We start from the raw sequence: 11793 nt of genomic DNA, 5'->3' as shown, positions 1-11793 counted from the left end.
TATGGAAAAGATTAGATGTTTAATAGCAGACGACGAGCCAATTGCACGTCAAATAATAGAGAATTATATTAAAGATATTCCGTATTTAGAGTTAGTAACTACCTGCAAGAATGCTTTTGAAGTCATGGAAGTATTACAAAAAGAGCAAATAGATTTACTATTCTTAGATATTAACATGCCTAAGTTCTCGGGAATAAGCTTATTGAAATCATTATCTAAAAAACCAGAGGTTATTATCACAACAGCTTATCCGGAATATGCTATAGAAGGTTTTGAACTTGCCGTGACTGATTACTTATTAAAACCATTTTCATTAGAACGATTTTTACAAGCAATAGTTAAAGTTCAACAGAAACTCAAAACAACTCCAGTTAGTAATACGCAACCAATAATCGTAAATAAAGAAAACGAAGCTAATTCGTTGTTCGTTAAAAGCGATAAGAAAATCATCAAGTTGAATTTTGATGAAATTTACTATGTTGAGGCTTATGGTAACTATATAAAAATTTATACAGATACCATGATTTTGACACCTCAAACGTTAACCGAGTTTCTTACAAAACTTCCAAATAACTTTTTAAGAGTACATAAATCTTTTGCTATTAACTTTAATCATCTAAAACTTATAGATGGTAATCAAGTTCGATTAGGTAACGATAAAATAGTGCCAGTTGGAAAATCGTATCGTAAAGAATTAATCAAACAAATAGAGGAATAGCGTTATTTTACGTTATTTTGTATTTATGCTAATGGTCCAGGATTGCCAGGTGTAGATTTATCTTTTGGTGCAACTTCGGCAACTGGTGTGCAATGAATTCCGTTTCCTGAAATATCTGTATCTGTATAGGCTCCATTTCCGTTTGAATTAATACAATAATAAATGTTTCCTTTACCAGTAATGCTATTTAAACTTTGCTTATTTAACACAGTTACTCCTTCAAGATTCTTAATGTTTTTGAACATTTTCTTATGTTTTTATAGGTTTAAAATGAAACTAAGAATTAATAAAGAAGGAAAATCAAATAACTTGCTTAGTCAAACAATATTCTTTCCGAATGATAGTTTTACAACAGTAATTCCAAAGCATTTCTAATTCAATAGAATATTCTTATTTTTGTCGCTATTAAATCTAAAAAATGTCAAAGAAAACCATTGCAATTCTTACTGTTATACTAGCAATTTTAATTGATCAAATCAGTAAAATATATATAAAAACTCATTTTTATTTAGGTGAGGAAATAAGAGTGTTAGGAATGGATTGGTTTCGTATTCATTTCACTGAGAACAATGGAATGGCATGGGGATTTGAATTTGGAGGAAAATCAGGGAAACTATTTTTAACCTTATTTAGAATTGTTGCAGTTGGTGGAATTATCTATTGGTTAAGAGAAACCATTAAAAGCAAAATGCATAACGGAGTTGTGGTAGCTATTTCTTTAATTTTAGCTGGTGCAATTGGTAATATTATCGACTCGGTTTTCTATGGTGTAATTTTTAATACTCCTTCAGGAAGACAAGTGGCAACACTTTTCTCAGATGAACCATACGGTGAATTATTCTTTGGTAAAGTAGTAGATATGCTATACTTTCCAATGTATCAAGGTGAAAGCTTTACCTTTTTCAATGCGATTTTCAACGGAGCAGATAGTTGGATTAGTATTGGAGTAGTACTATTGTTTATTTTCCATAAACAGGCATTTCCAAAGAAAGAAGAAGCCTAATACTTTTTTCAATTTCTTTTTTTAGTACCTTTCAGACAAAAAGATCATGCGCTTTTTAAAATATCTTGCTGTTTTTTTGTTAGGGTTTTTAATTGCCAAATTCTGGTATGATAGGCAAAAGCCAGTGTACCAAACTGAAGAAGTGAAGGTAATGGTAAATGAAATTAAAAATTTAAGTAAACTTGTTGTGTCTCAAGGGAATTATTCAGAAATGTATAGTTTTTCAGATACAAAAAAGTACTTTTTTGATTATTTACAGTTTCAGAAAAAGGCAATCGTATCAGTAAATGCGAAAGTAGAAGTGGGTTATGATTTATCTCAATTAGATATTCAAATTGATAGTTTAAATCGAGAAATTGTAATCAATAAAATTCCGAAAGAAGAAGTCATAATTTCGCCGGATGTAAAGTATTTTGATTTAAAACAAAGTCAATTCAATACATTTTCAAAGCAAGAACTCAATACGGTTAACACTAAAGCTATTGATAGAATAAAAGAAACCATTGAGTTGACGAATCAGAAAAAAGAAGCTAAAATCCGCTTATTTGAAGAATTGTCTAAGATTTATCAATTGTCTAAAATCTATCAATGGAAAGTAGTTGATAATACCAATTCAATCGATCTGGATAAAATAATGCTGATTAAAGATTAAAAGAGAAAGATAAAGTGAATATCAAGGTAATTACTCCAAGCAGTAAGCTACTTCAAAAGCATATTTATTTCTATTATATTTTAGAAGAAACCCAAAAAGACAAGGTAACGTCTTATCTTACGTTTCCAAACCAGTATAATATGGTTTCTTTTAGTTCTGGAGTAGAAATCGACTATCAACAAGCTAAAATAAGTGTTACTCCTTCGAAAAGTCAAGAAATTATAGGTGATGTTATTTTCAGATATAAAAATCCTATTCTAATTAATTATGATGGAATTTGTAAAGAAATCACTATCGCTTTTAAACCATTAGGTGTTTATTCCTTTTTCGACAATTTCTCTACGATTGATAAGAATGGAGTTTCTTATAAGTTGATAGACTTTGACAAAAATCTTATGTCTTCTATTCTTAAAGAGGAAAATTACGAAAGTATTACGAGTCGATTAGAGTCTTATTTGTTGTCTATAAACAAAGATTTTAAGCATCCATTTTTGCATCAATTTGCTAGCGACGTTCTCAATGGAGTTGAATATTCAAATAGTCACTATACAGATATGTTTGGAATAAGCTCTAAAACTTTTATCAAACACTGTAAACAGTATTTAAAAAGAACTCCAAATGAGTTTAAAAAAGTAGCGAGATTTAAAAGAACTTTGGATGAATTTGGATCGAATCAAAAAGGGTTATATTCCTTAACAGACCTTTGTTATTCTAATAGTTTTTTTGATCAGGCACATATGATTAAAGATTTCAAATCACTCACAGGCTATACTCCAAAAGATTTTTTTAAAAAATTAAGCCTTGATAATAAGGGAATTAATTGGGTGTATTTATAAGGGTAATTTTTTTACAATTTCTAAAATACAATTCGGAATAGTTTTGTGAAAACTAAATGAAAAAAACAATGAAAAATAGAATTTTAATTACATTAATTAGCTTGGTTTTCTTGGGGTGCAAAGGAGAAAAAAAAGAGCAAATTATTTTTACAGAAGATGTTGAGAATTATTGGAATGCATTTGATAAGATAATTACAACTAAAGACTCTGTACTTCAACTAAAATATTTGAAAGAAGAATTTATAGATAAAGCTTCAATTGGTCAACAAACGATGTTTCAAGTTAGAAACTATTCACCTGAAGAGTATATCCATAATATTAATACATATCCTAAGTTTTGGAAATCAGTTAGAGAAAATACAATAAAATGTAAATCCTATAAAGGTAAAATTAGTGATGCTTTACGTAAATTAAAGAGTATTTATCATACTCCAAAACCAGCCAAAGTGTACTATACGATGGGAGGATTTAGAACCAACGGAACTGTTATTGATAGTTTAGTTTTATATGGTTCGGAAATGTTGTTTTTAGATGAAAATATTAATACTTCAGAGTTTAAAACAAACCACGTTAAAAATTATGCAAGTACAAATCCAATAGATGATATTGAATTTACTGCAGTTCATGAATTTGTTCATACTCAGCAAGAATCATTTATAGGTTCAAACTTATTATCGGCTTGTGTATACGAAGGAGTGGCTGAATTTACAGCAAAGGTTAGCACGGGAATTGAAAGCCCAAATGCATGTATCAGCTATGGAATGAATAATGAGGAAATTATAAAAGATAGATTTCAAAACGAAATGTTTGGCAAAGAATATTCATTTTGGTTATGGAATAGTATGGAGAATATGTTCGATAACCAAAGAGATTTAGGATACTTTGTTGGATATGCCATAGCTAAAAAGTTTTATGAGAACTATGAAGGAGGTAAGAAAGATGCTATTAAGGAATTGATAGAGTTACAATATTCAAACGATAATGAAATAATAAAATTCGTAGATAGGGTAAAATTCTTTGATAAACCAATGAAAGAATTACAAAAGGCATACGAGGAAAATAGACCAAGAATTATTAATATATCCTCATTTGAAAATTTAAGTACTTCTGTTAAACCCGGAAAACATTTAGTAAAGCTTGAGTTTTCGGAAGAAATGGATACAAGGTTTAGAGGATTTGATTATGGCCCATTAGGTGAAAATCATGTATTGTATATTACCAAATTTATTGGGTTTTCTGAAGATAGTAAATCTGTTTCATTTGAAGTAGATTTAAAGCCCAATAAGAGATATCAAATGGAGGTGAAGAGATTTAGAAGTAAAAGAGGAGGGGAATTTTTACCTTTTTTAATAGATATTACAACTAAATAAGTCCAACCAGATTTTAATAAATTAAGCCAGTTTTGTCTGGCTTTTTTTAATTGGGCAATTTAGTACTTAATACACCATAGATTAGAGCTCCTAATAAAGCTCCCAAAAGAACAATCAAAATAGAGAAAACACCATTACCTATTAAAACAAAGATTGGAGCGGGACAACATCCTGCTAAAGCCCAGCCTAAACCAAAAATTGTTCCTCCTAATAATGTTCTTATGAAACCTTTTCTTTTTTTCTTTGGGATGATCTCATTTCCAAGATAATCTTTAATGTATTTACGTTTAAACAGAAACATCAGTAGCATCGAACTGAAAACTGCAGTACCAATGATTCCGTACATATGGAAAGATTGAAACTTGAACATTTCATATATTCTATACCAAGAGATTGCTTCTGATTTAGATAATATAATTCCAAATAAAATTCCAATAAGTAAAAATCTCAAATATTTCATCTTAGCCAAAAATTAAAGGGAATATGAACCAAACCATTGTTAAACCACCTATAAAAAAACCAATTACAGCAATTAAAGAAGGCAGTTGTAAGCTACTCAAACCTGTAATAGCATGTCCTGATGTACAACCTCCAGCATAACGAGTTCCAAAACCAATTAAAATACCTGCGATTAATAAGATAGCAAATCCTTTTATACTCAGAATAGCATCTGAACTAAAAAGCTCTTTTGGAACGTATGAATTCGCTTGAACTGAAAAACCTAATTGTTGTAAATCGTCAATAGTTTCTGGATTAATTGTATCCAAACCATGTGGAGTCAAAAATAATTGACTAATTGCTCCACCAATAACTAAGCCTAGTAAAAATACTAGAGACCAATCACGAGATTTCCAGTCAGTTTTAAAATAATCAGAGATTTTATTCACACCAGCTATAGTGCATATAGTTTCCAAATTACTAGAAACACCGAAGTTTTTTCCAAAATAAAAAAACAGAAAGAGTACTAATGATATTAAAGGACCGGATACAAACCAAGGCCAAGGTTGAAAAAGTATGTCCATCATTGTAGTTGTTGTTTTATGTATTCCAGAATAGTAGGAGTTGCGCCAATATTATTACTAATATATTTTTTGCAGTTTTCTCCCATAGCTATTCTTAATGTTATGTCTTTTTTCAGGCTGACTAAAATACTGTTTAAATCTTTTTGATTGATAATAGTTTTACTTCCTCCTAATTCTAGAAGTTCGATAGCCTCATTAAATTTTTGATACTTGTTCCCTCCGAAAATTACAGGAACACCAAAAGTAGCAGGTTCCAAAATATTATGTAAACCCGTTGCCAAACCACCTCCAACATATGCGGCGTTGGCATAAGCGTAAATTTTAGTCAATAAACCGATGGTATCAACAATAAAGACTTGATAATCTTTTAGATCAACGTTATTTCGTTCAGAATATAATATTGTTTTTTTGAGTATTGATTTCCTAAGAGATTCAATACTTTCTGAGTTTATTTTATGAGGAGCAATGATAAACTTTTCTTCATCTGTGGCAACTTCATTGATATAATTTACTAGCAAATCTTCATCTTCTTTCCATGTACTTCCTGCAATAACCGTATAAGTATTGCTTTTAAAGTCTTCAATGAAATCTATGGTGTTATCTTGATTTAAAATTTTATGAACTCTATCAAAACGTGTATCACCAGAAACAGTAACGTTGTTGAAGTTAACTTGATGAAGTAATTCTTTTGAGCTCTTATTCTGAACAAAGAAGTGATTGAAGGCAGACAAGAAATTGCGCATCCACTTTCCGTAAGATTTAAAAAACAATTGATCTTTTCTAAATATTCCAGAAACTAAAATGGTTTTAGTCTTAGTTTTACGAAGTTCATTTAATAGATTCGGCCAAAACTCATACTTGACTATAATTGCTAAATCAGGATGTACTTGCTTAATAAAACGTTTTACATTTTTTGATGTATCAAAAGGTAGATAACACACAACATCAGCTAAATCATAGTTTTTACGAATTTCATATCCAGAAGGAGAGAAGAAGGTAACTACAATTTTATAGTCGGAATAGAGACTTTTTAGTTGTTCAATAATTGGTCGTGCTTGTTCAAATTCGCCTAAAGAGGCAGCATGAATCCAAAATACTTTATCATTTGTTTTAATGCTTTCTAAGGCACGAAACGTTTCTTTTCTACCATCTACAAATAATTTGAGCTTAGCGTTAAATAGGGCTATTATTTTGATGAAAAAATAAACGATATGAATTATTAAATTATAAATAAAAAGCATGTGACGAAATTACCAAATAAAAAATCAGTGACCACGTGGTCACTGATTTTTAACTATATGTACTAAGAATTTATTTTATCTCGAAGTCTTCCATAAATTTTGTAGTGTAATTACCAGCTACATAATCAGGATGATCCATTAATTGTCTATGGAAAGGAATTGTTGTTTTAATTCCTTCAATGATATACTCATCTAAAGCACGCTTCATTTTATTAATTGCTTCTTCACGTGTTTGTGCAGTAACAATTAATTTAGCGATCATTGAATCATAGTTTGGTGGAATTGTATATCCAGCATAAGAATGCGTATCAATACGAACTCCATGACCACCTGGCTCATGGTAAGAAGTAATCTTACCTGGAGAAGGTCTAAAGTTCTTATGTGGATCTTCCGCGTTAATTCTACATTCAATTGAGTGTAATTGAGGAGTATAGTTTTTACCAGAAATTGGCACTCCAGCAGCTACTAATATTTGCTCACGGATTAAGTCATAGTCAACTACTTCTTCAGTAATTGGGTGCTCTACCTGGATACGAGTGTTCATTTCCATGAAGTAGAAGTTACGGTGTTTATCAACTAAAAATTCTACCGTTCCAGCACCTTCGTACTTAATATATTCCGCAGCTTTTACTGCAGCTTCTCCCATTGCATGTCTTAATTCATCAGTCATGAATGGAGAAGGAGTTTCTTCTGTTAATTTTTGGTGACGACGCTGAACAGAACAATCTCTTTCAGATAAGTGACACGCCTTACCAAATGAATCACCAACAATTTGAATTTCAATGTGTCTTGGCTCTTCAATTAATTTTTCCATGTACATTCCGTCGTTTCCAAAAGAAGCTTTTGCTTCCATACGAGCAGAATCCCAAGCTGGCTTTAAATCTTCTTTATTCCAAACGGCACGCATCCCTTTACCACCACCACCGGCAGTTGCTTTAAGCATTACAGGGAATCCCATATCTACAGCGATTTTTTCAGCTTCTTCGTAAGAGTCTAAAATCCCTTCAGATCCAGGAATACATGGTACACCTGCAGCAATCATTGTTGCTTTTGCAGTTGCTTTATCTCCCATTTTAGAGATCATTTCTTCACTCGCCCCGATAAATTTAATATCGTGCTCCTCACATAATTTAGAAAATTTTGCATTTTCAGAAAGGAAACCATATCCAGGGTGAATAGCATCAGCATTTGTGATTTCAGCAGCAGCAATAATTCTGTCCATTTTTAAGTAAGACTCATTACTTGGAGCAGGACCAATACATACAGCTTCATCAGCAAACCTTACGTGTAAACTCTCAGCATCTGCTTTAGAGTATACCGCTACGGTTTTGATGCCCATTTCTTTACAGGTACGAATTACACGTAGTGCAATCTCACCTCTATTGGCAATTAATATCTTTTTAAACATAATTGATAAGTTTTTTAAACTCAATCGATTGAGTTATAAGACTTAAATTAAGATGGATCAACTAAGAATAAAGGTTGATCAAATTCAACAGGTGATGAATCATCTACTAAAACTTTAACGATCTTTCCAGAAACCTCAGATTCAATTTCGTTAAATAGTTTCATTGCTTCAATAATACAAACTGTATCTCCTGCTTTAATTTCAGAACCAACTTCTACAAATACAGGTTTGTCTGGAGAAGGTTTACGGTATAATGTTCCGATAATTGGAGACTTGATAGTTAAATATTTTGATTCGTCTTCAGTAGCTTTTGGAGCCGCAGGAGCTGCAGGTTCACTTGCAACTGGTTGTGGAGCAGCAGCAACTGGAGCAGCCATCATTTGTGGAGCAGCTGGCATTGCAGCTTGAATGATTTTTGTTTCTGGAGCGTCAGATCCAGTTTTAATCGTAATCTTTACATCATCCATCTCTAACTTCACCTCACTGGCACCAGACTTAGCTACGAACTTAATAAGATTTTGGATTTCTTTAATGTCCATTGTTTATAATTTTAGTTGATTGTCTATTTATTATATGCCCATTTTAAGTAGATAGATCCCCAAGTGAATCCACCTCCAAAGGCCGCAAAAATTAAATTATCTCCTTTTTTCAGTTCTTTTTCATAGTCTGCTAATAAAAGAGGTAAAGTTGCTGATGTTGTATTACCATATTTACTGATATTCATCATCACCTTACTATCATCTAAACCAATACGATTAGCTGTAGCTTCAATAATTCTTTTATTTGCTTGATGTGGAACTAACCAATTTACAGTTTCTTTGGTTAGATTATTTCTTTCTAAGATTTTTTCAGACACATCTGCCATGTTAGAAACAGCAAACTTAAATACTGTTCTTCCTTCTTGATGCACAAAATGCTGTCTGCTTTTGATTGTATCAGCAGATGGAGGTAAAATAGATCCTCCCGCTTCGATTTTTAAGAAATCTCTACCAACACCATCACTACGTAAGTATTCATCTTGGAATCCATAACCATCAGTGTTAGGCTCAAATAATGTAGCACCAGCTCCATCTCCAAAAATTATACAAGTAGCTCTATCGGTGTAATCTATAATTGATGACATTTTATCTGCACCAATTAATAGTACTTTCTTATATCTTCCAGATTCAATATAGCTAGAGGCTACAGACATACCATATAAAAAACTTGAACAAGCTGCTTGTAAATCAAATGCGAATGCATTCACAGCTCCAATTTTTGTAGCAGTGTAAACTGCGGTAGAAGCAACTAACATATCTGGTGTTGCAGTAGCAACAATAACCAAGTCAATTTCCTTAGGATCAATATTGTTTCTTTCAATAAGATCTTCAGCAGCCTTAATGGCTAAGAACGAAGTACCCTTCCCTTCTTCTTTTAAAATTCTTCTTTCTTTAATACCAGTTCGAGTGGTGATCCATTCATCATTGGTATCTACCATTGTTTCTAACTCTTTATTCGTTAGAACATAATCAGGGACGTACTTTCCTACTGCTGTAATTGCTGCAGTTGTTTTATTCATATCTATTACGGATAGTAAATTCAGTTTCCAAAAGTAGTGATTTTTTTTTCACTTTGTAACTAAAAAAACGCCAAAAACATTCGTTTTTGACGTTAAATTATTCATACCCAGTATAAAAAGGGTTAATATCTTAAGCTTCTGCTTCAGTAGTATCAATAACTACTTGACCACGGTAATATAATTTACCTTCGTGCCAGTGTGCTCTATGGTATAAATGAGCTTCACCAGTAGTAGGATCAACAGCTATCTGAGGCATAGTAGCTTTATAGTGAGTTCTTCTTTTATCTCTTCTAGTTTTTGATATTTTTCTCTTAGGATGTGCCATTTTACTCGTTTTTTCCTGTTAGTAAATCTTTTAATTTATCCCATCTAGGGTCAGTTGATTCTTCTTCAACTGTTTTTTCTTTATTTATTTCTAATTCTTTTAGTTTCTCTAAAGCTTCAGATTTCATTGTGCCGTTAAGTACATCCGGATGTGTTCTTTTGGACGGAGCAGAAAGAACTACTAATTCATAAATGTATTGAGCAACATTAATTTGATATTCCTCATGAGGAAGAATTAATATCTCGTCATTATCATCGTTGAATTCTGGACCAAATTTTACTACTAGAGAAAAATCACCTGAAATTTCTTGATCAAATAATTCACTTGTCATATCACAAGGAACGTTAATCGTACCATTAATGGTGAAAAATAACTCTAAAAGTGTACTTTTTTTAATGAAATCAATCTTCGCACTAATGTTAACTTCATTAAATTCGGTATACTGAAATTCTTCAAAGAACCTGTTGTCAATCTCATACTGAAATTCATGGCTTCCTTCTTTTAAACCTACAAAAGAAATGTTATATTCTTTTAATCCTTTCATTTACAATATCAAATTGAGCGCGCAAATATAATAAAATGTTTTGTAATACGGAATAAATAAATACTATTTTGATTGTAATCTATTCGACTCTAACTCAATGTATTCTTTTCTATTTCTAAAAATCTTTAAAGAAGAGAACAATGCTTCTTCAAAAGATGTCGTATTTGCCTTGTTTTTTCCTGCAATATCAAAACCAGTTCCATGATCAGGAGAGGTTCTAATTTTATTTAATCCAGCAGTGAAATTTACACCATTTCCAAAAGACAATGCTTTAAAAGGTGCCAATCCTTGATCGTGATACATTGCTAAAACACCATCAAACTGCTTATAGGTTTTTGAACCAAAGAATCCATCAGCTGCATATGGACCAAAAACTAACTTCCCAGTTTCTTTTATTTTTTGAACAGTTGGTCTTATAATTTCATCATCTTCTTTACCTATAACCCCTTTATCACCACAATGTGGATTTAATCCTAGAACTGCGATTTTAGGTTTACTAATATTAAAGTCTTGTTTTAAAGATTGCTCCATAATATTCACTTTTTCAGTAATTAACTCTGGAGTAATACTTGCAGAAATATTAGCAACAGGAATGTGTCCTGTGATTAAACCTATTCTTAACTCATCAGTCATTAAAATCATTAAGCTCTTTCCATCAAGGTTTTCTTCAAGATATTCTGTATGTCCAGGAAAATGAAATTCTTTTGATTGAATATTGTCTTTGTTGATAGGAGCAGTAAGTAAAACATCAATTTCATTCTTCTTTAGCGCTTCTAAAGCAGATGATAAAGATTTTAAAGCGAACTTTCCACCTTCAGCTGTTGCTTTACCTAAATCAATTTTAAATTCATCTTTACCAATACTTATAAGATTTAGCTTTCCGTGTACAACTTTATCTAAAGATTGAATACCATGAACACTATTGTTTAGGTTTAATGCTTTTTTGTGGAATGAAACTACTTTATTGGAACCAAATAAAACAGGCGTACAAAAATCAAACATTCTTTTATCTTGAAATGTTTTTAAAATAATTTCTATACCTATTCCATTAGCATCACCTAATGAAATTCCAACAATAATTTTATCTGATTTTTCCATATTAGACTTTTGATGTCG

15 protein-coding genes are annotated in these 11793 nt (G+C 31.5%); 5 read left to right on the top strand and 10 right to left on the bottom strand.

Going from position 1 to position 11793, the window contains the following annotated elements:
* Nucleotide 1: 1 nt before the first annotated feature.
* Nucleotides 2–718, top strand: a complete 717-nt coding sequence (locus ABNT61_RS09950) for a LytTR family DNA-binding domain-containing protein (protein ID WP_348712914.1) — start codon at nt 2–4, stop codon at nt 716–718.
* A 23-nt stretch (nt 719–741) separates the two neighbouring features.
* On the opposite strand, the gene ABNT61_RS09945 is transcribed toward ABNT61_RS09950, so the two are convergent.
* A complete protein-coding gene (locus ABNT61_RS09945; protein ID WP_348742194.1) occupies nt 742–963 on the bottom strand; it encodes a hypothetical protein in 222 nt (73 codons plus the stop codon).
* 173 nt (nt 964–1136) lie between these two features.
* Between ABNT61_RS09945 and ABNT61_RS09940 the strand changes: the two genes are divergently transcribed.
* The 4 genes from ABNT61_RS09940 (at nt 1137) to ABNT61_RS09925 (ending at nt 4579) form a co-directional block, all read left to right on the top strand.
* Nucleotides 1137–1721, top strand: coding sequence for a lipoprotein signal peptidase (locus ABNT61_RS09940; protein WP_348712912.1), 585 nt, complete (start codon nt 1137–1139; stop codon nt 1719–1721).
* Nucleotides 1722–1767: 46 nt separating this feature from the next.
* Nucleotides 1768–2373 (top strand): DUF4230 domain-containing protein, encoded by a 606-nt coding sequence (locus ABNT61_RS09935; RefSeq protein ID WP_348743085.1) that lies wholly within the window; start codon nt 1768–1770, stop codon nt 2371–2373.
* A gap of 14 nt (nt 2374–2387) precedes the next feature.
* Nucleotides 2388–3209, top strand: coding sequence for a helix-turn-helix domain-containing protein (locus ABNT61_RS09930; protein ID WP_348743084.1), 822 nt, complete (start codon nt 2388–2390; stop codon nt 3207–3209).
* A gap of 68 nt (nt 3210–3277) precedes the next feature.
* Nucleotides 3278–4579, top strand: a complete 1302-nt coding sequence (locus ABNT61_RS09925) for a hypothetical protein (RefSeq protein ID WP_348743083.1) — start codon at nt 3278–3280, stop codon at nt 4577–4579.
* 46 nt (nt 4580–4625) lie between these two features.
* On the opposite strand, the gene ABNT61_RS09920 is transcribed toward ABNT61_RS09925, so the two are convergent.
* The 9 genes from ABNT61_RS09920 to pdxA form a co-directional block, all read right to left on the bottom strand.
* On the bottom strand, nt 4626–5039 hold the full coding sequence (locus ABNT61_RS09920; protein WP_348743082.1) for a DUF6691 family protein: 414 nt from the start codon (nt 5037–5039) through the stop codon (nt 4626–4628).
* A 1-nt stretch (nt 5040) separates the two neighbouring features.
* Nucleotides 5041–5601 (bottom strand): YeeE/YedE family protein, encoded by a 561-nt coding sequence (locus ABNT61_RS09915; RefSeq protein ID WP_348745677.1) that lies wholly within the window; start codon nt 5599–5601, stop codon nt 5041–5043.
* Entirely contained in the window at nt 5601–6842 is a 1242-nt protein-coding gene (locus ABNT61_RS09910) for a 3-deoxy-D-manno-octulosonic acid transferase (protein WP_348743081.1), read from the bottom strand. The genes ABNT61_RS09915 and ABNT61_RS09910 overlap by 1 nt, the downstream gene beginning before the upstream one ends.
* A gap of 70 nt (nt 6843–6912) precedes the next feature.
* A complete protein-coding gene (gene accC, locus ABNT61_RS09905) occupies nt 6913–8250 on the bottom strand; it encodes an acetyl-CoA carboxylase biotin carboxylase subunit (protein WP_100923361.1) in 1338 nt (445 codons plus the stop codon).
* Between the two features lie 47 nt (nt 8251–8297).
* Nucleotides 8298–8789, bottom strand: coding sequence for an acetyl-CoA carboxylase biotin carboxyl carrier protein (gene accB, locus ABNT61_RS09900; RefSeq protein ID WP_348712905.1), 492 nt, complete (start codon nt 8787–8789; stop codon nt 8298–8300).
* Between the two features lie 23 nt (nt 8790–8812).
* Nucleotides 8813–9808 (bottom strand): beta-ketoacyl-ACP synthase III, encoded by a 996-nt coding sequence (locus tag ABNT61_RS09895; RefSeq protein ID WP_348712904.1) that lies wholly within the window; start codon nt 9806–9808, stop codon nt 8813–8815.
* Nucleotides 9809–9938: 130 nt separating this feature from the next.
* Nucleotides 9939–10133 (bottom strand): 50S ribosomal protein L32, encoded by a 195-nt coding sequence (rpmF, locus tag ABNT61_RS09890; RefSeq protein WP_132794379.1) that lies wholly within the window; start codon nt 10131–10133, stop codon nt 9939–9941.
* A 1-nt stretch (nt 10134) separates the two neighbouring features.
* Nucleotides 10135–10677: a DUF177 domain-containing protein gene (locus ABNT61_RS09885; RefSeq protein ID WP_348712903.1), complete on the bottom strand. Its 543-nt coding sequence runs from the start codon at nt 10675–10677 to the stop codon at nt 10135–10137.
* Nucleotides 10678–10740: 63 nt separating this feature from the next.
* On the bottom strand, nt 10741–11775 hold the full coding sequence (gene pdxA / locus ABNT61_RS09880; protein WP_348742202.1) for a 4-hydroxythreonine-4-phosphate dehydrogenase PdxA: 1035 nt from the start codon (nt 11773–11775) through the stop codon (nt 10741–10743).
* Nucleotides 11776–11793: the final 18 nt, after the last annotated feature.

Source organism: Tenacibaculum sp. 190524A05c, assembly GCF_964036595.1.
Classification (GTDB): domain Bacteria; phylum Bacteroidota; class Bacteroidia; order Flavobacteriales; family Flavobacteriaceae; genus Polaribacter; species Polaribacter platacis.
Note: the sequence above shows the minus strand (reverse complement) of the source record. Positions and strands in the feature narration are given on the sequence as shown.

What these genes read in the sequence shown, in the direction of transcription:
- ABNT61_RS09915 (WP_348745677.1), bottom strand. Translation starts at nt 5,601, where the DNA reads ATGGACATACTTTTTCAACCTTGGCCTTGGTTTGTATCCGGTCCTTTA.
- ABNT61_RS09935 (WP_348743085.1), top strand. Translation starts at nt 1,768, where the DNA reads ATGCGCTTTTTAAAATATCTTGCTGTTTTTTTGTTAGGGTTTTTAATT.
- pdxA (WP_348742202.1), bottom strand. Translation starts at nt 11,775, where the DNA reads ATGGAAAAATCAGATAAAATTATTGTTGGAATTTCATTAGGTGATGCT.
- rpmF (WP_132794379.1), bottom strand. Translation starts at nt 10,133, where the DNA reads ATGGCACATCCTAAGAGAAAAATATCAAAAACTAGAAGAGATAAAAGA.
- ABNT61_RS09950 (WP_348712914.1), top strand. Translation starts at nt 2, where the DNA reads ATGGAAAAGATTAGATGTTTAATAGCAGACGACGAGCCAATTGCACGT.
- accC (WP_100923361.1), bottom strand. Translation starts at nt 8,250, where the DNA reads ATGTTTAAAAAGATATTAATTGCCAATAGAGGTGAGATTGCACTACGT.
- ABNT61_RS09940 (WP_348712912.1), top strand. Translation starts at nt 1,137, where the DNA reads ATGTCAAAGAAAACCATTGCAATTCTTACTGTTATACTAGCAATTTTA.
- ABNT61_RS09925 (WP_348743083.1), top strand. Translation starts at nt 3,278, where the DNA reads ATGAAAAATAGAATTTTAATTACATTAATTAGCTTGGTTTTCTTGGGG.
- ABNT61_RS09910 (WP_348743081.1), bottom strand. Translation starts at nt 6,842, where the DNA reads ATGCTTTTTATTTATAATTTAATAATTCATATCGTTTATTTTTTCATC.
- ABNT61_RS09885 (WP_348712903.1), bottom strand. Translation starts at nt 10,677, where the DNA reads ATGAAAGGATTAAAAGAATATAACATTTCTTTTGTAGGTTTAAAAGAA.
- ABNT61_RS09945 (WP_348742194.1), bottom strand. Translation starts at nt 963, where the DNA reads ATGTTCAAAAACATTAAGAATCTTGAAGGAGTAACTGTGTTAAATAAG.
- accB (WP_348712905.1), bottom strand. Translation starts at nt 8,789, where the DNA reads ATGGACATTAAAGAAATCCAAAATCTTATTAAGTTCGTAGCTAAGTCT.
- ABNT61_RS09895 (WP_348712904.1), bottom strand. Translation starts at nt 9,808, where the DNA reads ATGAATAAAACAACTGCAGCAATTACAGCAGTAGGAAAGTACGTCCCT.
- ABNT61_RS09920 (WP_348743082.1), bottom strand. Translation starts at nt 5,039, where the DNA reads ATGAAATATTTGAGATTTTTACTTATTGGAATTTTATTTGGAATTATA.